17 protein-coding genes and 1 pseudogene are annotated in these 22,156 nt (G+C 66.8%); 15 read left to right on the plus strand and 3 right to left on the minus strand.

Going from position 1 to position 22,156, the window contains the following annotated elements; translation table 11 throughout:
* Positions 1 to 62: 62 nt before the first annotated feature.
* The 5 genes from H7F38_RS00375 to H7F38_RS00395 all read left to right on the plus strand — a co-directional run bounded on the left by H7F38_RS00375 (position 63) and on the right by H7F38_RS00395 (position 5,870).
* Positions 63 to 1,832 (plus strand): ABC transporter substrate-binding protein, encoded by a 1,770-nt coding sequence (locus H7F38_RS00375; RefSeq protein ID WP_187092374.1) that lies wholly within the window; start codon positions 63 to 65, stop codon positions 1,830 to 1,832.
* An 86-nt stretch (positions 1,833 to 1,918) separates the two neighbouring features.
* Positions 1,919 to 2,908: an ABC transporter permease gene (locus H7F38_RS00380; protein WP_187092375.1), complete on the plus strand. Its 990-nt coding sequence runs from the start codon at positions 1,919 to 1,921 to the stop codon at positions 2,906 to 2,908.
* 7 nt (positions 2,909 to 2,915) lie between these two features.
* Positions 2,916 to 3,845: an ABC transporter permease gene (locus tag H7F38_RS00385; RefSeq protein ID WP_187092376.1), complete on the plus strand. Its 930-nt coding sequence runs from the start codon at positions 2,916 to 2,918 to the stop codon at positions 3,843 to 3,845.
* Between the two features lie 4 nt (positions 3,846 to 3,849).
* On the plus strand, positions 3,850 to 4,857 hold the full coding sequence (locus H7F38_RS00390; RefSeq protein ID WP_187094381.1) for an ABC transporter ATP-binding protein: 1,008 nt from the start codon (positions 3,850 to 3,852) through the stop codon (positions 4,855 to 4,857).
* Positions 4,854 to 5,870: an ABC transporter ATP-binding protein gene (locus tag H7F38_RS00395; RefSeq protein WP_222618342.1), complete on the plus strand. Its 1,017-nt coding sequence runs from the start codon at positions 4,854 to 4,856 to the stop codon at positions 5,868 to 5,870. Before H7F38_RS00390 ends, H7F38_RS00395 begins: the two co-directional genes overlap by 4 nt.
* Before the next feature lie 152 nt (positions 5,871 to 6,022).
* Here the strand turns inward: H7F38_RS00395 and pgm are convergent, their stop codons facing one another.
* Positions 6,023 to 7,663, minus strand: a complete 1,641-nt coding sequence (gene pgm, locus H7F38_RS00400; RefSeq protein ID WP_187092377.1) for a phosphoglucomutase (alpha-D-glucose-1,6-bisphosphate-dependent) — start codon at positions 7,661 to 7,663, stop codon at positions 6,023 to 6,025.
* A 238-nt stretch (positions 7,664 to 7,901) separates the two neighbouring features.
* A pseudogene (locus H7F38_RS00405) lies at positions 7,902 to 9,113 on the minus strand (ISAzo13 family transposase); the annotation flags it as partial.
* A gap of 117 nt (positions 9,114 to 9,230) precedes the next feature.
* Between H7F38_RS00405 and H7F38_RS00410 the strand changes: the two are divergent.
* Positions 9,231 to 10,130 (plus strand): hypothetical protein, encoded by a 900-nt coding sequence (locus H7F38_RS00410; protein ID WP_187092379.1) that lies wholly within the window; start codon positions 9,231 to 9,233, stop codon positions 10,128 to 10,130.
* Between the two features lie 60 nt (positions 10,131 to 10,190).
* Positions 10,191 to 11,603: a glutamate decarboxylase gene (locus H7F38_RS00415; protein WP_370531278.1), complete on the plus strand. Its 1,413-nt coding sequence runs from the start codon at positions 10,191 to 10,193 to the stop codon at positions 11,601 to 11,603.
* Between the two features lie 33 nt (positions 11,604 to 11,636).
* Here H7F38_RS00415 and H7F38_RS00420 read toward each other — a convergent pair whose 3' ends face one another.
* A complete protein-coding gene (locus tag H7F38_RS00420; RefSeq protein ID WP_187092381.1) occupies positions 11,637 to 13,727 on the minus strand; it encodes a glycogen debranching N-terminal domain-containing protein in 2,091 nt (696 codons plus the stop codon).
* A gap of 274 nt (positions 13,728 to 14,001) precedes the next feature.
* Here H7F38_RS00420 and H7F38_RS00425 point away from each other — a divergent pair, with 274 nt between their 5' ends.
* The 8 genes from H7F38_RS00425 to H7F38_RS00460 all read left to right on the plus strand — a co-directional run bounded on the left by H7F38_RS00425 (position 14,002) and on the right by H7F38_RS00460 (position 21,888).
* Positions 14,002 to 15,090, plus strand: a complete 1,089-nt coding sequence (locus H7F38_RS00425) for a LacI family DNA-binding transcriptional regulator (RefSeq protein ID WP_187092382.1) — start codon at positions 14,002 to 14,004, stop codon at positions 15,088 to 15,090.
* A gap of 122 nt (positions 15,091 to 15,212) precedes the next feature.
* The gene (locus tag H7F38_RS00430) at positions 15,213 to 16,574 is read left to right on the plus strand and encodes an extracellular solute-binding protein (protein WP_187092383.1); all 1,362 of its coding nucleotides are present in this window, start codon (positions 15,213 to 15,215) and stop codon (positions 16,572 to 16,574) included.
* A 183-nt stretch (positions 16,575 to 16,757) separates the two neighbouring features.
* On the plus strand, positions 16,758 to 17,888 hold the full coding sequence (locus H7F38_RS00435; protein WP_187092384.1) for a carbohydrate ABC transporter permease: 1,131 nt from the start codon (positions 16,758 to 16,760) through the stop codon (positions 17,886 to 17,888).
* Positions 17,885 to 18,769 (plus strand): carbohydrate ABC transporter permease, encoded by an 885-nt coding sequence (locus H7F38_RS00440; RefSeq protein WP_222618344.1) that lies wholly within the window; start codon positions 17,885 to 17,887, stop codon positions 18,767 to 18,769. Before H7F38_RS00435 ends, H7F38_RS00440 begins: the two co-directional genes overlap by 4 nt.
* A 190-nt stretch (positions 18,770 to 18,959) precedes the next feature.
* Positions 18,960 to 19,331 carry an SAV_915 family protein gene (locus tag H7F38_RS00445; RefSeq protein ID WP_187092386.1) on the plus strand — a complete coding sequence of 124 codons (372 nt, stop codon included), beginning with the start codon at positions 18,960 to 18,962 and terminating at the stop codon, positions 19,329 to 19,331.
* A 150-nt stretch (positions 19,332 to 19,481) separates the two neighbouring features.
* Complete coding sequence (locus H7F38_RS00450) at positions 19,482 to 19,871, plus strand: Lrp/AsnC family transcriptional regulator (RefSeq protein ID WP_187092387.1); 390 nt, start codon at positions 19,482 to 19,484, stop codon at positions 19,869 to 19,871.
* Positions 19,868 to 21,232, plus strand: a complete 1,365-nt coding sequence (gene lysA, locus H7F38_RS00455; protein ID WP_222618345.1) for a diaminopimelate decarboxylase — start codon at positions 19,868 to 19,870, stop codon at positions 21,230 to 21,232. Before H7F38_RS00450 ends, lysA begins: the two co-directional genes overlap by 4 nt.
* An 80-nt stretch (positions 21,233 to 21,312) precedes the next feature.
* The gene (locus H7F38_RS00460) at positions 21,313 to 21,888 is read left to right on the plus strand and encodes a universal stress protein (protein ID WP_187092388.1); all 576 of its coding nucleotides are present in this window, start codon (positions 21,313 to 21,315) and stop codon (positions 21,886 to 21,888) included.
* The last annotated feature ends 268 nt before the right edge of the window (positions 21,889 to 22,156 follow it).

The following is a 22,156-nucleotide window of genomic DNA, read 5'->3' on the forward strand; positions in this document are numbered from 1 at the left end:
TGGTGCCGCTGATTTCGCCGAGATCGGGACACCGTCAACTCGATGGGAAGGGAACACTCCGGATGAAACGTGGCAAAGCGATCGCAGTACTCCTGGCGGTCAGTCTCGGCGCGGCCGCATGTTCGAGTGCCTCGACGACAGCGACGACAGCAGCAACATCGGCGTCGTCCGCCTCGTCGGCCGCGGGCGGAAGCGCTGCGGCCTCTGCCGGTGCCTCCACGACGGGCGGTGGTACGGCGACGGGGCCAACGACGGCGGCAACCCACAAGAAGGGCGGCGAGATCACCATCGCCAACGTCGGCGGTCAGACCTGGTCGTGCCAGTTCAACCCGTTCAACCCGGCCGTGTTCCAGGAGTCCGTCGGCTTCGTGTACGAGCCGCTCGTGTTCGTCAACATCTTGAAGGACCAGGCCGAGACCCCGATGCTCGCCTCGTCCTACAAGTGGAGCTCGGACAAGAAGTCGATCGTCTTCGACATCCGGCAGGGCGTGAAATGGAGTGACGGACAGGCCTTCACCGCCAAGGATGTCGCCTTCACCTTCAACCTGCTCAAGAAGTTCCCCGGAACGGACCTCTACTCGCTCTGGACCGGAGCCGGCCTGCAGAGCGCGGTGGCGGCGGGCAGCCAGGTGACGTTGAAATTCGCCGGCCCGGCCAGCAGTTATTTCTTCAGCTTCGCCAACCAGACCCCGATGGTCCCGGAGCACATCTTCGGTGGCAGCGGTCCGGGAGCCGCCCACCCGGACACCTGGGCCGACCCCAACCCGGTCGGTACCGGGCCCTTCACCGTCAGCCCCTGCTCGGCCAACAACATCCAGTACCTCGCCAACCCGACCTACTGGCAGACCGGGAAGCCGTACATCCAGAAGGTCCAGTACCCGGCCTATCTCGACAACGGCCCGGCCAACCTCGACCTGGCGAACGGCAAGGCCCAGTGGGGCAGCCAGTTCATCCCCAGCATCAAGACGTTCTACCTGGCCAAGTCGCCGGACAACCACACCTGGTCCCCGCCGGTGAGCAACGTCGCCCTGTACCCCAACCTGGATCCGTCGCACGCCGCCACCAGCAAACTGGCCGTACGCCAGGCGATCGCCGCGGCGATCGATCGCAGCCAGGTGGCACTGATCGGTGAGGGCGGACAGCAGCCGGCCGCCAACCAGACCGGCGTCGTACTACCGACCTTCCAGAAGTACTACGACGCCGCTGCCGTCACGGCCTCGGGCTACGACAAGCCGGACACCGCGAAAGCGACGTCACTGCTGGCCTCGGCCGGGTACTCACCCGCCAATCCGCTCAAGCTCTCGGTGATCACCGTGACCGGCTACACCGACTGGGACGCCTCGCTCGCCGTCATCAAGCAGCAGCTGGCCCCGATCGGCATCAACATCACCGTCTCCGATCTCGCGCAGCAGAGCTACAACTCCAAGCTCTACACCGGTGACTTCGACCTGGCCTACTACGGCGATGTAGGCGGCCCGACCCCCTACCAGGAACTCCGCGGCGTCATGTACTCCAAGAACACCGCACCGATCGGCAAGTCCGCCACCACCAACTTCGAGCGCTACATCAACCCGGCCGTCGACAAGCTGTTCGACGCCTACCCCGCCGCCGACGAGGCCACCCAGACATCGATCGTCAAGCAGCTCGGCGCAGCGATGATCAAGGACGTCCCGATCATCCCGATGACCGAGAGCGTCGACTGGTTCCAGTACAACACCAAAGACATCGACGGCTGGCCGACCCCGGACAACCCCTACGCGCAGCCGGCCGCCTTCACCGTTCCCGACGCCGGACAGTTGTTGGCGAACATCTACTCCAAGTCGGCCCAGTGAAGGCTCGGCCGACCGGGCCCCGGCCGCTCAGCGGAAACAGGTAGAGCAGTGGCGGCCCGGACCACGAGCGAGAGGAAGCGATCGTCATGAGATATGTGCTGCAACGCCTCGGCTTCTTCCTGATCACCCTCTGGGCCGCCCTGACCCTCAATTTCTTCATCCCGCGCTTCATGCCCGGCAGTCCGGTGGATGCCCTGCGGGTCAGGACCAGGGACAAGCTCTCCCCGGCCGCCCTCCAGGACATGCTCACCTCGTTCGGTTTCAAGCCCAACCAGAACATCTTCGTCCAGTACCGGGACTACCTCGGCAACATGCTGACCGGGAAGTGGGGTATCTCGATCGGCGGCTCTCTCGGGCAACCGGTCAGCCAGATCGTCCTGCACGCCCTGCCGTGGACCGTCGGACTGGTCGGCGTCGTCACGGTCATCGCCTTCCTGATCGGCTCGCTCGTGGGCGTGGTCGCCGGCTGGAAGCGCGGTGGCAAACTGGATTCGATCCTGCCGCCGATCTTCGTCGTCACCTCGGCGCTACCGTATTTCTGGGTCGGTCTGCTGCTGATCCTGGTGTTCTCGGTGTGGACCAACGGCTTCCTGCCCAGCGACTTCAACTACGACACCAGCCTGCAGCCGAGCTTCACCTGGCCCTTCATCGGGAGCGTCCTGCAGCACGCCGTCCTACCGGCGGCCACCATTCTGATCACTTCGGTCGGCGGTTGGATCCTGACGATGCGCAACAACATGATCACCACGCTGGCCGAGGACTACGTGCGGATGGGCCGGGCCAAGGGCCTGTCCGGCTGGCGGGTGATGACCACGTATGCGGGACGGAACGCGTTCCTGCCCAACCTGTCCGGATTCGCGATGTCGCTCGGGTTCGTCATCTCCGGGTCGATCCTGGTGGAGTACGTCTTCAACTACCCGGGGCTCGGTTACCTGCTCTACAACGCGGTGCAGAACACCGACTACCCGGTCATGCAGGTACTTTTCATGTTGTTCACGGTCGCGGTGCTGGTCGCGCTGATCCTCTGCGACTTCGCCATCGCGTGGCTGGACCCGCGCGCACGGACGAAGGGCTGATGACGAGATGACTGCTCTGCTGGGAACTGTCGCCGTCGTGGACACCGGAGAACCCAGACGGCGACGTGGCGGACTGCTGAGCTCGATCCTGCACAGTCGGAAGGCGATCGTCGGCTTCGTCATCTTCCTGGTGTTCACGGTGGCGGCGATCGCCCCGCAACTGTTCACCTCGGTCAGGGACCCCAATGCCCTCCAGTTCGTCCCCGCGCTACCGCCGTCCGGCCAACACCTGTTGGGCACCACCGCCCTGGGACAGGACATCTGGGCCCAGCTGGTGTACGGCACGAGGGAGTCCTTGATCATCGCGGTGGTGGCCGGCCTCTTCGCCACCGTGCTGAGCGTGCTGGTCGGTGTCACCGGTGCGTATCTCGGCGGTGTCGCAGATGACATCCTGTCGATGATCACGAACATCTTCCTGGTGATCCCGACCTTTCCGCTGATCATCATCTTCGCCACCTACGCAGGCAAGGGCACCCTGCTGGTGGTCCTGATCGTGCTGGTCGTCACGGGCTGGTCCTACGGGGCGAACCAGCTACGGGCGCAGACCCTCTCGCTGCGCAACCGGGACTTCCTGGAGTCGGCACGGGTGCGCGGGGAACGGCGGTCGTACATCATCGTCGCCGAGGTCCTGCCGACGATGATCTCGCTGATCGTGGCGAACTTCCTCGGAGCGGCGCTGTATTCGGTGCTGACGGCGGCCGGTCTGCAGTTCCTGGGCCTGGGAAATCCCAATTCGATCAGCTGGGGCACGATGCTCTACTGGTCGCAGAACCAGCAGGCCCTGCAGACCGGAATGCCGCTGTGGTCGATCGCCCCCGGGCTGTGCGTCGCCCTGCTGGGTACCTCCTTCGCCCTGATGAACTACGCCTTCGACGAGATCAGCAACCCGGCCCTGCGACCCGTCAGGAGGCGACGTGTCAAGCGCACCCGTGGCTGAGGACATGACGACGGGAGTTGCGGACCTGCAGACCCCGATCCTGCGCGTGCGGGACCTGACGGTCGAGTACGCCACCGGCGGGATGGGTATCCGCGCGGTGGACCGGGTCGACCTGACCGTGCACAAGGGTGAGTTCGTCGGTGTCGTCGGGGAATCCGGCTGCGGCAAGTCCACGATGCTCTTCGCCATCGCCCAGTTGCTCAGCCCACCGGCGTCGATCACCGGCGGCGAGGTGATCTTCAACGGCTCCAATCTGGTGACGATGACCGAGAAGCAGCTGAACGTGCTGCGGTGGCGCGATTATTCGGTGGTCATGCAGAGCGCGATGAACGCCCTCAGCCCGGTCAGCAGCATCGGCGCGCAGTTCAAGGATGCGCTGGAAGCCCACGGCAAGTTCTCCCGGAGGCAACTGACGGAGCGGGCTACCGAGGTGCTCGCCCTGGTCGGCATCGACCCCATCCACCTGAAGAGCTATCCGCACCAACTCAGCGGCGGTATGCGGCAGCGGGCGATGATCGCCATGGCCCTGCTGTTCACCCCCGACCTGGTGATCATGGACGAGCCGACCTCGGCCCTGGACGTGGTCGCGCAGCGCTCCCTGATGATCCAGATCCGTGAACTGCAGCGGAAACTGGGTTTCGCCGTCATCTTCGTGACGCATGACATGTCGCTGGTCAGCCACTTCTCGGACCAACTGCTGGTGATGTATGCCGGCCAGGTCGTCGAGGTCGGGCCGACGCGCACCGTCTTCGACAGTCCGGCCCACCCCTACAGCCGTGGGCTGCTGGACGCCTTCCCGTCCATCCGTGGAAAGCGCGTCCGGTTGACCGGAATCCCTGGTAGCCCGCCGGATCTCGGCCGACCACCTGGTGGCTGCCGATTCCACGCGCGCTGCCCGGTGGCGATGGCCGAGTGCACCGGGACCGAGCCCGATCTCTATCCGGTCGGCTCCGTCAGCAGCAGGTGCCTGCTGCACCGCCCCCCGTCCGGCTCCCAGGGGGCGACCGAGTGACCACCGAAGAACGTGTGCCGCTACTCCAGACCGTCGGTCTCACCAAGCATTTCAAGGTGGGCGGCAACTTCTCGCGCAAGACGCTGCACGCGGTGGACGACGCGAACATCGTGATCAACCGCAAGGAGATCGTCGCCCTGGTGGGTGAGAGCGGCAGCGGCAAGAGCACCATCGCGCGCCTGCTCGCGCGGGTCTACCCACCGACGTCCGGCAACATCTTATACCAGGGAAAGTCGTTGCAGTCCATGCGGACCCGCAAGCAGTCGCTCGCCTACCGCAGCGACGTCCCGATGGTCTTCCAGGACCCCTTCTCCTCGCTCAATCCCGCGTACCCGGTGTCGCACGGGATCATGCGCGGGTTGACGCTCCATCGTCCGGAGCTGGGTCGCACAGAGCGCCGCGAGGAGGCGATCCGGGTCGTCGAGACGGTGGGGCTGACACCGGCGGCCGAGATGCTGGACCGCTACCCCTACGAGCTCAGCGGTGGCCAGCGTCAGCGGATCGGTTTCGCGCAGGCACTGGCCTACCGGCCGACGTTGATCCTGGCCGACGAGCCGGTGTCGATGCTCGACGTGTCGATCCGTATCGGACTGCTCAACGTGATGGCCGACCTCCGGGAGCAGGAGGACGTGTCGTTCCTCTACATCACTCACGACATCGCCAGCGCCCGTTACGTTTCCGACCGGATCATGGTGATGTATGCGGGGCACATCGTGGAATCGGGTGCCACCGAGGAGGTGCTGACGAACCCGAAGCACCCCTATACGCAGCTGCTGTTGTCGGCCGTTCCGGATCCGCGCGCCCCGCTGGACGTCGAGGCGGACACCGACCGGGGCGAGCCGCCACGCGTCATCAACCCCGGCGCCGGATGCCGGTTCCGCTGGCGCTGCCCGATCGCCATCGGCGAATGCGCGGAATCCACGCCGCCCCTGCTCGAACTCGCCCCGGCCCACTCCGCCGCCTGCCACGTCGCAGCCGCCGACACCAGCAGCACCGTCCGCGCATACAAATAGTCCCGGCGCGTCGCAAACTGCCCGTTCACCGCCGAAAGAGCGGCTGAACGGGCAGTTTGGGACGCGCCGGGCAGAACTGTATGCGCGGCGAGGATGGGCGGGTGGAGGGGAGAGCCGGGGGAATGGCCGGTGTCGGGACCCGGGGGCGGGGTTCAGGCGCCGCCGAGGGCGGCGGAGACCACCTCTCGGGCCTCGGACTGCACCTGCGCGAGGTGCTCCGGACCCCGGAAGGACTCCGCATAGATCTTGTACACGTCCTCGGTGCCGGACGGCCGGGCGGCGAACCAGGCGTTCTCGGTGGTGACCTTGAGTCCGCCGATGGCCGCCCCGTTGCCCGGAGCGGTGACGAGACGACCGGTGATCTTCTCCCCGGCCAGCGTGTCGGCCTTCACATCGGAGGGAGAGAGCTTGCCCAGCTTGGCTTTCTGGGCCTTGGTCGCCGGTGCGTCCACCCGTGCGTAGGCCGGATCTCCGAACTGCTCCGTGAGTTCCGCGTACCGCTGGGACGGCGACCTGCCCGTCACGGCCTGGATCTCCGAGGCCAGCAATGCCAGCAGGATGCCGTCCTTGTCGGTGGTCCAGACCGTACCGCGCTTGCGCAGGAACGACGCCCCGGCCGACTCCTCCCCGCCGAAACCGATCGAGCCGTCGATCAGGCCGGGGACGAACCACTTGAACCCGACGGGTACCTCGACCAGGGTGCGACCCAGGTCACCCACCACCCGGTCGATCATCGACGAGGAGACCAGGGTCTTGCCGACGCCGGCGTCCGGCGACCATTCGGTGCGGTTCCGGTAGAGGTAGTCGATCGCGACGGCCAGATAGTGATTCGGGTTCATCAGGCCGGCGTCCGGGGTCACGATGCCGTGGCGGTCGGCGTCGGCGTCGTTGCCCGTGGCGATGTCGAATTCGCCGGCCCGCTTGACCAGGGAGGCCATCGCGTAGGGCGAACTGCAGTCCATCCGGATCTTGCCATCCCAGTCCAGCGTCATGAAAGCCCATTGCGGGTCGACCTTCTCGTTCACCACGGTCAGGTCGAGGTGCAGTCGCTCGGCGATGGCCGCCCAGTACGCCACGGAAGCACCGCCCAGCGGATCTGCGCCGATCTTCACGCCGGCGTCGCGGATGGCGTCGATGTCGATGACGTTCTCCAGATCGCCGACGTACGACGCGGTGAAATCGTAGAAGCCGGTGGAATCCGCATCGCGCGCCTGGGCGTAGGGCATGCGCCGGACCCCGACCAGGCCGGCCGCCAGCAGTTCGTTGGCGCGGCCCGCGATGATCGAGGTGGCGTCGGAGTCGGCCGGGCCGCCATTGGGCGGGTTGTACTTGAAACCACCGTCGCGGGGCGGGTTGTGGCTGGGGGTGACGACGATGCCGTCGGCCAGCCTGCTGGTGCGCCCGCGGTTCGCCTTGAGGATGGCGTGCGAGACGGCCGGGGTCGGCGTGAAACCGTCTGCGACGTCGAGCATGACGGTGACGCCGTTGGCCGCGAGCACCTCCAACGCCGTCGACGTGGCTGGACCGGACAGGGCGTGGGTGTCCGCGCCCAGGAAGAGCGGCCCGTCCGTCCCCTGCGACGCGCGGTATTCGCAGATGGCCTGCGTGATGGCCAGGATGTGATCGCGGTTGAACGCCACATCCAGGCTCGAACCCCGATGGCCGGACGTCCCGAAGACGACCATCTGGGCCGGGTCGGACACATCCGGATGGAGGTCCTCGTAGGCACCCAGGAGGGTATCGACGTCGATGAGATCTGCGGGAAGGGCAGGTAGGCCTGCGCGCGCGTCCATGGACGAATTGAACCGCACTCCTGGTCGTCCGGCAGCACGGGGCACCGTGCGGCCAGGACGACGAGCGCGCCGTGGAACGGTACCCGGCCCGTGACCCGGTCGGAGGGAACGCCGACGTGTCGGCGGTCGATGCCACGTCGATGTATCAGCAGATGTGTCAGCTGATGTATCAACAGAGCCTCTGGGAGCCCCCTTAGGGCCCGCCCGCGAATTATTTGGGTGTGTCCGGGCGTGTCGCGGGGTGCAGGCTGTAGTTCCAGTCGCCGTGGAAGTCATGGCGGTGTAGCTGGCTGCTTTCAAGTTCTTTGATCTGGCGGTCGCTGATCTTGATTCCCCTCTCGTAGATGCCCAGGTCCAGTTCGGCGTGGACGCTGAGCCCGGTGGTGGTGGTTGTGGCTTTGATGGTTTCGATGACGACTTCGTGGGAGGTCAGGGGTCGGGCCCGCCAGCTACGGCTGATCGCGGAGAAGAGGCGATGCTCGATCTTGTTCCATTTCGAGGTGCCCGGCGGAAGGTGGCACACGGTGATCGCCAGTCCGGTTTCGGTGGCCAGCGCGGCGAGTTCGGTTTTCCACAACCGTAGCCGGGAGCCGTTGGACCCGCCGGAATCAGCGGTGATCATCAACCTTGTTGCGCTTGGATAAGTGTTGGTGCCCACAGTGTTCCACCATCGGCGGATGGATTCCACGGCGAACTGCCCGGTGTCGGCGTCGGTGCCGACGTTGATCCATCCGGTGTTCGCGGCGATGTCGTACACCCCGTACGGGGCGACCTTGCCCAGGGTTTTGTCCATGAAGTCGTGGACGCTGGTCCGGGTGGGTTCACCCTGGGGTTCCCATTCCTTGCCGCCGATGCTGAAATTCCCGATCAGCTCCTTTTTCTTGGTGTCGACGCTGATGACCGGTTCACCGGCGGCGCTGAACGCGGTGGCCTGATCGTTGAGATAGTTGAACTGGGCGTCGCGGTCGGGGTGTTGGTTGCCCTCGAGGGTCTTGACGTTGGCTTGCAGGCTGTATCCGTTGGCCTTCAACAAGTTTCCCACTGTGGATGCCGACACCGGGTGGCCGTTGGTGGTCAGCGTGGCGGCTAGTTTCGACGTCGATTTCGTTGTCCACCGCAGCATCGACATCGGATCGCCGCGGGTCACCGGATCCACCAGGGCATCCAACGCTTCCCACAGGGTGGGGTCGGTCACCGCCGCGCTGGGCCGGCCGGCGCCGGGGCGCCGGACCCGGCCCGGGATCTGGTCGGGGTAGTCCAATTCGCGGACTCCTTGGGCCACGGTGTCCGGGTGCGCACCGATCGCCCCGGCGACCACTTTGATCCCGCCCCGGCCCAGCGCCTTGGCTTCCCAGCCGAGCAACAACCGCCAGGCCCGCTCATCCAGATGGGGTCTGATCAGCAACAACCGTGACGTGAGGACTTCCACATCGGTGGTGGGTAGGGGCATAGCACAATTCTAGCGAAAAGAACCAGTCAAACCTACGTAATTACCCGGCATGTCCTTAGCCGGACAGAGCAAGTCCCAGTCCCGCTCGCGCTCACCCGAACCGAAGGGCCATTTCCGATGACCACCTCGCCATCTCGTCCCCGTTTCGCCCGGATCCGACTGCGCGCCGGCCTGGTGATCCCCGCCGCCATGGCACTCACCCTGCTGACCGCCTGCAGTCCGACCACTTCGGGTCAGGGCGCAGCCGCGACGAACGTCCACCCGTCGTCCGCAGCCGCCGGTTCCACCACGGCCCCGGCTCCCGTTTCGGCCCCGGCCCCCTCCGCACCGGCTCCCGTTTCGACCGCGCCCGCCTCCGCCTCCGCCGGCCCCGCTTCCTCCGCACCGGTCTCCGCTGCAGCCCCGGCCGCGCCCCCCTCCGCCGCTCCGGGCGCTCCGTCCTCCGCCACCTCGGCCGAGTCCCCCACGACCGCCGCGGCACCCGCCGCGGTCACGCCCGTCACGGTCACGGCCGTGACGGTCACCGAGACCGCAACAGCCACCGTGACCCAGGGATCTACTGCGACACATGCTGGTTCGAGCTCCACAGACGCGAAGAACATCCTCGGCCCCGACGGCTACCTGGGCCTGTCGCTGGGCCAGAGCCAGGCGACCGCAAGGCAGGACGCCGTTTTCGTCAGCACGCCGGCCGTGACGGTTTCGTGCAAGGCGTGGGAAACGATCGCGGCGGCGCGGATCAGTTCCGTGCTGATCAGCGCGAAGTTGGGTATCGCCGCCATCTCGCCGCGCAGCGCCTCGGTCATGCAGACCCCGGAGGGCATGACCGCGGGCTGGACGGCGACCCAGGTCCACGCGGCCTACCCGAGTTTCAGCTTGAGCGACACGCACCAGCAGGACGGCGGACCGCAGATCTCAGTTCCGCAGAATTCCCGGGCCGTCTACAAGGTGCGATTCGACAGCCAGGACAAGGTGGTCGGCTTCAGCCTCCTCCTGCGCAACCAGGACTGCTTCGGATGACGTCGGAACACCGGCCGACCGGCCACCGGCCGAGCATTCGGCGCCGCGCATACTGATGCGATGGCCCTCCATCACGGTTCTGAACCGCATTCGTCCGCGGCAGCCGGCCCGCAACCGCGCCGGGTGTCCAATGCCCTCATGACGGAGGCCAACCCGGCACTGTCCCAGCGGTTGGAGCCGCCCCGGAGCAGGTTGGCCCCGGATCCCGTCCCGGCCGACATCGCCTATCAGTTGATCAAGGACGAACTGCTCCTGGACGGCAGCGCCCGGCTGAACCTGGCCACCTTCGTCACGACCTGGATGGAACCGCAGGCCAAGCAACTGATGTCGGACACCGTCGACAAGAACATGATCGACAAGGACGAGTACCCGCAGACTGCGGAACTGGAGCGCCGGTGCGTCGCCATCCTGGCCGATCTCTGGCATGCCCCGCACGCCGAGTCGGCGACCGGATGCTCGACGACCGGTTCGAGCGAGGCATGCATGCTGGCGGGCATGGCGCTGAGGCGGAGATGGTCGGCCCGGGTGGACGACCGGACCAGGCGTCCCAACCTGGTGATGGGCGCCAACGTCCAGGTCTGCTGGGAGAAGTTCTGCCGTTACTGGGATGTCGAGCCGCGTATCGTGCCGATGGAGGGTGACCGCTACCATCTCGACGCCGCCACGGCCGTCTCGCGGTGCGACGAGGACACCATCGGGGTGGTGGCGATTCTCGGTTCGACGTTCGACGGCAGCTACGAGCCGATCGCCGAGATCGCCTCAGCGCTGGATGCTCTCGCTGCCGGGGGTGGCCCGGATGTGCCGATCCACGTCGACGGCGCTTCCGGCGGGATGATCGCCCCGTTCCTGGACGGCGATCTGGTCTGGGACTTCCGGCTGCCGAGGGTGGCGTCGATCAACACCTCTGGCCACAAGTACGGTCTCGTGTATCCGGGTGTCGGTTGGGTGCTCTGGAGGGACGCAGAGGCGTTGCCCGAGGAACTCATCTTCAACGTCAACTACCTCGGCGGCAACATGCCGACCTTCGCGTTGAATTTCTCCCGTCCGGGCTCGGAAGTCGTTGCGCAGTACTACAACTTCTTCCGACTGGGCTTCGCCGGGTACCGGCAGGTGCAGCAGGCGGCACGTGACGTCGCCACCTTCCTCGCGCAGCGCCTGGAGGCCATGCCGCAGTTCCGGCTGCTGTCCCACGGCGACCAGCTCCCGGTGTTCGCCTTCACCACCAGCGGATCCGTCGCCGGGTGGGACGTCTTCGCCCTGTCCAGGACCCTGCGGGAACGGGGTTGGCAGGTGCCGGCCTATGCCTTCCCGGAGAACCGGCAGGATCTCTCGGTCATGCGGATCGTCTGCCGCAATGGTTTCAGCCATGACCTGGCCGAGTCGTTCCTGACGGACCTGACGTCGGCCGTCGCCCAGCTCGACGCCGACACGCGGCCCGGGACCGCCAGCGGTCCATCAGGTTTCCGTCACTGACCCGGGGCGCGAGCTGGTCCGACCCGCCCGGTGTCAGCCGAAATGAATGCGGACCCCGGCGTCGGTACCGGCAGTGACCGACCCCCGGTCGGCCCGCACCTCGACGTCGAGATTGGAGCCGGCGATCTGCAGACCGGAGACCGACAACGCCCCGATCCCGTCCGCCGGGGAGATCCGCACGGTTCCGGCCGGCACGTCCGCTTCCAGACCCAGGTAGGTCTGCAGCAGCACCACGGCGGAGGCGGCCGACCACGCCTGGGGTCGACACGAGGCCGGATACGGGACAGGGACAGGGCTCTCCTGCCGGGAGAATCCACCGTAGAGCTCAGGCAGCCGTCCACCGAACGCTGCGCCGGCCGCCAGCAGCCCCTCGGCCAGCACCATGGCCTCGACGGCGAACCCGGCACGCATCAAACCGTGGATGGCGATCGCGGTGTCGTGCGGCCAGACCGACCCGCAGTGATAGCTCAGCGCCGAGTAGCCGCCGGTGGAACTCGACATGGTGCGAAGGCCGAAGCCGCTGGACATGCTCGGGTGGACCAGCCTGGCCGCGACGGCCGCCGCCTCCGTGTCGGAGAGGATGCCAGTGGCCAGCAGATGCCCCATGTTCGAGGCGGGAGCATCGACCTGGCGCTTCCGCCCGTCCAGAGCCAGCACCGGATAGTCGCCGAGATCATCAGTGGCCCAGTATTTCTCGCGGAATCGCTGCTTGAGGCTCGCAGCGTGGTCACGCCACCTCCGGGCACCGGGTCGCCCGAAGGCCTCCAGCAGGTCAGCGCCGGACATCGCCGCCTCGTAGGCATAGCCCTGCACCTCGGCGAGCGCCACCGGACCGACGGCCAGCGTTCCGTCGGCGAACCGCACCGAGTCGCCGGAGTCCTTCCAACCCTGGTTCGCCAACCCGGCCCCGGATTTGTCGATGTACTCCAGGAACCCGTCGTCATCGCTGTCGCCGTAGTCGACCATCCAGGCCAGTGCCGCCTCGGCCGCCGGCAGCAGAGCACGAACTTCGTCCGGGTCCATCCCCCAGCGCCAGGCGTCGGCCAGCAGGCACACCCACAGCGGCGTCGCGTCGACCGTCCCGTAGTAGACCGGTGGCAGGAAGGAGTCAGCGAGAGCGCCTGGCAGACGGCGGATCTCATGCAGGATCTTGCCCGGCTCCTCGGCGGTCACCGGGTTCTCGCCGGTACCCTGCCGCCGCGCAAGGGTGCGGAGAGTGCCGGCGGCCAAGGTGGTTCCCAGCGGGAGCATCATCCTCGCCGCCCAGATCGAGTCCCGGCCGAAAAGCGTGAGATACCAGGGACTACCGGCTGCCAGAAACTCGTCGACGGGTGAGAGCGGAGTACTCATCCGCAGGGCCCGGAGATCGGCCACCGACTGGGCGAGCAGTTGGGTGAGTCGACGCTCGTTCGCCACCACCACCGGTGCCCGGAATCCTCGGTCCGGGTCCGCAGCGGACACGACAGCGGCGGGGTCCAGGACCTGCAGCGACCAACCGACCACGGCGGAGGAACGTGACCCCGCGGAGACCGACCAGCGCACCACTGCGCCGTGATCGGCGACCTCGACCTCCGCCCCGGGGCAGGTCATGGTGGCGCAGAGGTTTCCGGCTGCGAATCGAAGGCCTTCGTCCACCCGGATCGGACGCACACCATGGCCGAGGCAACCACTCTTGACGGACTCCATGTCCAGCAGGTCCGCCGCCACCCTCAGCTCCACCAGCACCCCGACGTCCGAGGCCGAGTTGTTCACCAGTTCCAACACCTCGTCCACACCGGCCGGACCTGCGGTCCGGCGGCGACGAATCCACACGTCGGGGTCGGGGTTGTCCTGCACGGACCGCAGAAGCGAACGGAACTCAGCCGTATCCGCGCCGATCAGCGCGCTGCTGATCGGTTCGAGCACACGACCCCTGACGGTCAGTTCGGCTCGGCTGAGCACGCGGATGTCGGCACTGAACACGCCCTGGGCACCTGTCGCGTGAATCTGACCGTCGGACGCCGACAGGATCACGGTGGGCGAGCTGACACAGGTCATCAGATCGTGCAGCAGTGGCTGCAGGGCGTAGGACCCGACGGACACCGGATCAGTCGTGGACAACGGAACGGTGGACACGGGACTCATCGTGCCTTTCTGGGTCGACGTACCGGAGGCCTCCTACCCTGATCGGGGAGAAACACCCTGTGGCAGAGCCGGAACGGAAATCCGCCGCCCCCGGCGGCAGGCGCCCGCACCGGACCGCCGGGAACTTTCGCCTGGCCCCACACTTGACAGGCGCTACCACTGCCGCAACACTAGCTTCATTCCTTGGATCGATCCAATTCCACCATTGAAGTTTTTTTGGATCGATCCAAGGAGCCCGGGACACCACGTTCGGGGCTCTCTACGAGGAGATGCCATGACCGACTTCAGCGAGCCGCCGGGCGCGGGGGCAGCGCCGGCGTCCCGTCGGCCCGCTGCCGGCGCTGTGGGCCGCAGCGCCGCCCCCCGGGCCACTCTCGGTTCGGTGGCGGCCTTGGCCGGGGTGTCCAAGCAGACGGTGTCCAACGTGATCAACGCTCCCCAGATGGTCCGCGGGAACACTGCCAGCCGGGTGAACGCCGCGATCACCCAGCTCGGCTATCGACCCCACCGAGCCGCCGCCCAGCTACGCACGCGCCGTTCACGCGTACTGGGCCTGCGCATCCCCAACCGCTACACCGACGCTGTCTTCGACCGGTTCCTGCATGCACTGACCGATGCGGCCGGTGCACTGGACTACCGGATCATGCTGTACACGGCCGACGACGACACTGCCGAGATCCGCGCTTACGACGAACTTCTCGACGGGTGGGACATCGACGGGTTCGTGCTGACCGGTACCCATCCCGGCGACGAGCGGACCTCCTACCTGTCCGGGGCCGCAGTACCGTGCGTGACGTTCGGCCGCCCGTGGGACGACTCGGGTCATCACCCCTGGGTCGACGTGGACGGGGCCGCCGGCACCCGCGCCGCCACCGAACATCTGATCTCCCACGGTCACCGCCGGATCGGGTTCCTGGGCTGGCCGGACAGCTCCGGGGTCGGCGGCGACAGGCTTGCCGGCTGGGCCGGTGCCATCAGTGCGGCAGGCCTGCCCGCTCTGGAGCCGTCGAGGGCGGTCAACGACGCGCACCAGGGACGCGCTGCGGCCGCCGCGCTGCTGGACCACACGCAGCCGACCGCCATCGTCTGCGCCTCCGATGTGCTCGCCCTCGGCGCCATCTCCGAGATCACCGCTCGCGGCATGGAAGTCGGCCGGCAGATCGCGGTGGTCGGCTTCGACGACACGGACATCAGCGAGGTCAGCGGCCTGTCCTCGCTGGCCCAACCACTCGTCGAGGTGGCGCTACAGTCAGCGCGATTGATCGCAGCCCTGTTGGAAAAGCCGGCGGACGGGCCACCGGAGCACGTTCTGCTGCCTCCCACGCTCGTGACCAGAGCATCCTCCGCGGCCTTTCTCCCCTGACGGCAGTCCGCACCGGACCCGGCACGTCCCAGCGAACCGCCACCGGGACCACCTCGCGAGACCTTCCCCCCTCCCATCCCACCACCCGAAAGCTGTACACCAACCACTTCGAGGAGAAGTCAATGAGGACAAAACATCTCGGGCGAACCGCGTTCGCCGCCGCAGGATTGGCCGTGCTGCTGATCAGTACCGCCTGCAGCAGTACCACCGCGGCATCGTCCGGTACGTCCGGTGCCGCCGACAGTTCCAGCTCTGCCGCAGTCGGTTCCTCGACATCCTCCGGTCCGGCCGCGTCCTCGCCCGCGGGGTCGGCGGTTTCGGCATCGGTCCCGGCCGGGGGCGGAGCGCCCCTCCCCGCCGCGCAGCTGAGCGTCCTGATCGGGTCCTCCGGACAGGCCGAGACGGACTCGGTCGATGCCGCCGCGGCCGCCTGGGGCAAGTCCTCCGGTTCCACGGCCACCGTGACGGTGGCCCAGGATCTGACCCAGCAACTCGCCCAGGGCTTCTCGTCCGGCAAGGCACCGGACATCTTCTACCTCGGGGCCGAGCAGGTGGCCAACTACGCCAAGGCGGGCAACCTGCTGGCCTACGCCGACAAGCTGCCCGATGCGGCTGATTTCTACCCGGCGTTGAAGACCTCGTTCACCTACGGCGGCAAGTTCTACTGTGCCCCGAAGGACTTCTCGACCCTGGCCCTGTTCATCAACACCGCCCTGTGGACGAAAGCCGGCCTGACCGACGCCGACATCCCGAAGAACTGGGACCAGCTCGAGGCGGTGTCCAAGAAGCTGACCGCCGGCAAGGTCGCCGGCATCTCCCTCTCGCCAGAGCGTGATCGCCTCGACGCCTTCATGGTGCAGAGCGGTTCCTACCTGGTGGACGCCGCCGGGAAGCCGACGGTCAACAGCGACCAGAACGTCACCGCACTGACCTACGTCAAGAAGCTCTACAGCGACGGCTCGCTGAAGTTCCCGAAAGACCTCGGGGCCGGTTGGGCCGGCGAGGCCTTCGGCAAGGGCGAGGCTGCGATGACCATCGAGGGCAACTGGCTGCTCGGATCGATGTCGAAGGACTACCCGGGCGTCAAGTACAAGGTGGCCGAGCTTCCCACCGGTCCGAGCGGCGCCAAGGGCACGTTGTCCTTCACCAACTGCTGGGGCATCTCGGCCATTACCAAGAACGCAGCCCAGGCCGAAGCTTTCGTCGCCTACCTCACCAGCACGGCGCAGCAGCTCGCCTTCGCCAAGGCCTTCGGCGTGATCCCGTCGGTGAAGTCGGCGGCATCGGCCTACCTCGCGCAGAATCCGACCAATGCACCGTTCGTCAACGGCGTCGCCTACGCGAAGGGCGTGGTGAACGCCCCCGGCATCACCGATGTGATGACGGACTTCAATTCACAGTTGCAGGGGCTGCCCAACAGCGACCCCAAGAGCATCCTCGACTCGGTCCAGAGCAACCTGCAGACGGCGCTGGGCGGTAGTTGAAGCTGATCGTCGACGGGCCGGTGGGGCGCCATCGCCCCACCGGGCCCGGAGCCGATTCCTGCCTTTCGTAGCCGAACCCACTGTGCTGCATACTCTTCCGGCGGCATGACGAGCTGGTCCATCACTACCGAGCAGTCCTCGCGTCCACCCCCGGCCGTCCATCCCTGCATTCCAGGAGCAGTCATGTCGATCGATTTCACCCCGAAGATCGAGAACATCCCACCCACCGAACAGATCTCGACGGCGCCCCCCGCAGGCCGACGCGGCGGCTCGCCCTCCAGGAACCAGGGACGCGCCGGCTGGATGTTCGTGGCGCCGTCGCTGATCATCATCCTGCTGTTCCTGATCCTGCCGGTGATCGCCTCGCTCTGGGTCTCGGTGTCGGACTGGTCGGGCAAGGGTTCACCGCTCAGCGCCAATTTCGTCGGCTTCAGGAACTACGACGCACTGCTCGGCAAGGAGGGCCTCTCCCAGAAGAACATGGGCACCGCCTACCGGAACATCTTCTACTACGTGCTGCTGGTGGTTCCGCTGCAGACCGTGCTCGCGTTGGTCCTTGCCCTGGTCTTGAATCGACGTAGGTTGCGCGGCAAAGGTTTCTTCCGCACCACCTTCTATTTCCCGTCCGTCACCAGCTCCGTCGCCATCGCCCTGGTGTTCATGTTCATGTTCCAGGCCAGCGGAGCGATCAACGCGATCCTGGCCTGGTTCGGCATCAACGGTCCCAACTGGTTCGCCGATCCGCGCGGCGTCGGCCACCTTCTGCTCGGGGCGGTGGGCGTCGACACGGCACCCGGCTGGCTCTCGGCGCACAAGTTCCTCAGCGTGACCTTCTGGGACTGGCTCTCCGGCCCTTCCATCGCGATGTGCACGATCATCGTGCTGGCGATCTGGACCACCGGTGGGACGTTCATGTTGATGTTCCTGGCCGCCCTGCAGGACATCCCGGAGGACATGATGGAGGCGGCCAAGGTCGATGGAGCGAGCGACTGGCAGGCTTTCCGCCGGGTGGTGGTGCCGGCCCTGAAGCCGACCTTCTTCCTGGTCATCACGCTGGGCCTGATCGGCTCCTGGCAGATGTTCGACCAGGTCTTCATCATCAGCCAGGGCTCGCCGCAGAACACCACGATGACGCCGGCCTTCCTTTCTTACCAGACGTCGTTCACCAACGGGAAATGGGGCCAGGGCGCTGCGATCTCGTTCATCCTGTTCGCCGTCATCATCGTGTTCTCCCTCGTCCAGCGCCTGGTGATGCGCGATCGCAAGAACGTTCCCCGGAGCCACCGCATCGCAACATGGGAGAAGTCCAGATGAGCACCACACTCACCGGCCGCAAGTTCACCGGCGCCCCTTCGGCGCCGAGCACGCGCCGGGGGGTGAAGACCGCGTGGATCTTCTACCTCGCCCTGATCGTGTTCGCGATGATCTACCTGTTCCCGTTCATCCTGCAGATCGGTACGTCGTTCAAGGCCGACGCGGACGCCAGCGCGAACTCGCTCAACCCGATCCCGACGAACTGGACGCTCGATGCGTTCCGCAAGCTCTCGCAGGCGGACTTCCCACGCTGGTTCCTCAACTCCGTGGTGGTCACCGTCTGCGTGACGGCCGGCAGGGTGTTCTTCGATTCCCTGGCCGGATATGCGCTGGCCCGATTGCACTTCCGCGGGCGGTCCGCGATCGCCGGTGCTTTCATCGCGATCATGGCGGTGCCGGGTGTGGTGCTGCTGATCCCCAAGTACCTGGTGCTGGTGCAACTGCACATGTACGACACCTACTTCGGGATGATCGTCCCGTTGCTCGCCGATGCCGCCGGCATCTTCATCATGCGGCAGTTCTTCATCAACATCCCGGTCGAGGTGGAAGAGGCCGCCCGGATCGACGGGGCATCGGTGTTCCGCACCTTCTGGTCGGTCGTGCTCCCGATGGCCCGACCCGCGGTGATCACCCTCACCATCCTGTCGTTCCAAGGGTCCTGGAACGAGCTGTCGCACTTCATCGTCTCGACGCAGAACCCGAAGCTGGACACCCTGACCAAGGGCGTCGCAAGTCTGGCGTCCGGGCAGTTGGGTTCGGGAAACCAGTTCCCGCTGAAGATGGCCGCCGCACTGCTGATGACGATCCCGGTCGCCATCGTGTTCTTCCTCTTCCAGAGGCAGTTCGTCCGGGGTGCCGGGGCCGGGGCCGTCAAGGGCTGAGGTCGTCGAGAGCGGAGCAGTGACCGAACCGACGAGCCGTCAAAGACTCGTCAAGATCCGGTGCTGAGGCGTACAGATGTGGTCCGCAGATCTCGGGTGTCTGCTGAACCGACCTAGCGTGACGTTGTCGGCGCGGCCACTCGCGTTGACCGCAGCCACATCTGACAGCAGAAGAAGGATCGCCAGCACCATGTACGACAGGCCGGACACTCTCTTCGTTCCGATCCACCCGACCCGGCTGGCCGATGTGGTCAGCATCTGCACGGCACTCCTGCCGCCGGGCGACCGGACGGGCCTGGCCTTCACCAGTGCCGCCCGTCTGGCCGGTGCGATGGGGGTCGGTCAGGTCTGGACGACCATGTCTGAAATGGCTCTACGGGCCGCACTGGCCCCGATCGGGATCAGCCGGATCCAGGTCGACGCCGACTTCGTCGGTCCGGCGGTCGCCACCCTGAAGCCCGATTCTCGCAGGGTGGTCCGGACGGACAGCGATCCGCGGGTTGCCTCCGCCGTCGTCGCCGCGCGCGGATCCGCCTGGACCCGTACGCCTGCGGTGGCCTGAGATGACCAGTTCTGCACATGGGCGTTTGCCGTCGAGGACGATACCGACCGCCCGTCAACCCGGGGCGTCGCCCTGCGGCCGGTCGTCGACCACCGATCAACGGCCGACCACCGGCTGGAGGCGGTCGACGAACAACTGCTGGCGCTGCTCGTGCAGGACGGCCGGGCGTCGATCACTCTGCTGGCCCAGAAGGTCGGGCTCAGCGTGAGCGCCACCGCGGCCCGCGTCCACCGACTGTGCGATCACGGTGTCATCACCGGCTTCCACGCAAGCCTGGATCCCGCGATGCTCGGCGGGGTCCTGTCCGCGACCGTCAGGGTCAGGTTGAGTACGTCCGGCCGATGCGCCGCGTTCGAGGAATGGCTGGAAGGACGACCGGAGATCACCGAGGTCTTCCGCTGCACCGGCAACTTCGACTACGAACTGCGGGTGACGTGTCGGGATGCTCGGCGAATCCACGCCGTCATCTCGGCGATTCGCCACGCCGGGGGCGCCGCCGAGACCGAGACCACTCTGCTGTCCGGGCGGGTGGGGGTATGACCGCCGTGTCGATCCACCAGAACCACAGCCTGGTAGGAGATTTCGCAGACGGGACGCCATGGCCGCTGCTGACCGGGTACGGGCACGAGCATGAGGTCCTCCTGGACGGCGTCGGCCTGGTCGCACTCGCGCAGGAATTCGGAACACCGCTGCAGGTGATCAGCGAGTCCGAGGTGCGCGAACGCGCGGCCGAGTACCGGCGGGCGTTCGCCGGCGGTGCTGTCGCCTACGCCTCTAAGGCGTTCCTCACCAGCACGATGGCCAGATGGATGATGGACGAGGGCCTCGATCTGGATGTGTGCTCGGGCGGCGAACTGGCTCTCGCGGGCGCAGCCGGAGTGCCGATGGACCGGATCCTCATGCACGGCAACGCCAAGAGCCCCCAGGAACTGTCCGACGCCCACCGGTCGGGCGTCGGGCGAATCGTGGTCGATTCCCGGACGGAGATCAGCCAACTGGCTGCTCTTGGTCACTCCGGCGATGGACATCGCCGGCAGAAGGTGCTGCTGCGGGTACTTCCCGGTGTCAGCGGGCACACCCATCGATCGGTGGACACCGGCCGCGAGGATCAGCAGTTCGGCTTCTCGCTGTCCTCCGGGGCTGCGCTGGAGGCCGTCCGGCGGGTGCTGAGCCACTCGGAACTGGAACTGGCCGGTCTGCACTGCCACATCGGATCCCAGATCGCCGACCCGGAAGCCTATCTCGAGGCTGCCCGCCGGATGATCGCGCTCATGGCACACATCCGGGATGTCACCGGGGTCGTGCTGCCCGAGCTCGATCTGGGCGGCGGCCACGCCGTCGCCTACCGCGCCGGGGATCCAGAACTGGCACCGGGCCCGCTCGCGGCGGCGCTGCGGGAGACCATCGACCGGGCCTGCCTGGTGAACCGATTTCCGTTGCCGCGCATGACGATCGAACCCGGACGAGCGATCGTGGCACGCGCCGGCGTCACCCTCTACCGGGTCATCACGGTGAAGCGGACCGCTGACGGAGCCCTGTTCGTCGCCGTGGACGGTGGGATGAGCGACAACCCCCGGCCCAGCCTCTACCACGCCAGCTACACGGTCCGCCTGATCGGCCGGGCGACCCATCAGGGCGCCGTGCCGGCCACCGTCGTCGGCCGGCACTGCGAAGCCGGCGACGTACTGGTCCAGGACGCCGAACTACCGGCTGACATCCGGCCCGGTGACCTGCTGGTGATGCTCTGCACGGGCGCCTACCAACACTCGATGGCCTCCAACTACAACATGGTCCGCCGATCTCCGGTGGTCTCGGTCAGGGGCGGGCGGGCCCAGGTCCTGATCAGACGCGAAACCGATGACGATCTGATGCGACGCGATCTGGGTCTGGCCGGAAACTAGTCCCTGTCGGGATTCTCGACCGGTCCTACGGAGTCGGACCAGTGGTTCTGCCCTCGACACGAAGAAGAGAGGTACGGGCGATGATGGGGGAGCCGCCGAAGAGGGTCGTGGTCGGCGTCAGTGGAAGTCTGGCCAATTCGGCTGCTCTGCACGTCGCGGTGGCGCAGGCCCGGCAACAGCGGGCCGAGCTGCTCGCGGTCCGGGCCTGGACGCCGGTCGGCGGGGAGATCACCTATCGACGAGGCCCGTGCCCGCCGTTGATGGAAGTGTGGCGGGCACAGGCCGGGACAGCGCTGCTCGACGCCTTCGCCGAGGCGATGGGCGGCCTGCCTCCGGACCTCTCGGTGCGCTGTCTGATCAGCCGTTCCGACACCGGCCCCGCACTGGTCGACGCGGCGGACCGTCCCGGAGACCTCCTGGTGGTCGGCGTTGGACGTCAGGGACCGCTGGCCCGGCTGCAGCGGCGGTCGGTCAGCCGCTTCTGTCTGCAACATTCCCGCTGTCCGGTGCTGGCCGTACCGCCGCCGGCCATGCTGCGGGACCTGCGCCCGGATGGACTTCCTGCGCGGCGATCCGAGCATCGGACCGGCCCGGGCTCGAGAGCTGCACCCTGGTCACCGCAATCGCCGTCGGCCCGGAAACGCGACGAGCCGTGATCTGGCGACCGGCAGACCTCGAAGTCCTCGTCCTCTCCGGCGCCGGCCACCCGGGCGGACCCGCCGCCGGGCGTTGATCCGTCGGTGGCGCCGGTCACGACAACGGCCGACCGATCCGGGCAGCGACGGGCCAACCGGCCCAGGCGTGCAAGCTCTCCTCAGCCGCAAATCATCGGCCTGGTCCTGCAAATTCGGGGAATAATGCGGCCGATCGCTCTTCTGACCGAATTGTCCGGATATAGTAATGAGTTCGTTAGGGTGTTTCGAA

The sequence above is a fragment of the Nakamurella sp. PAMC28650 genome, assembly GCF_014303395.1.
Taxonomy (GTDB): Bacteria; Actinomycetota; Actinomycetes; order Mycobacteriales; family Nakamurellaceae; genus Nakamurella.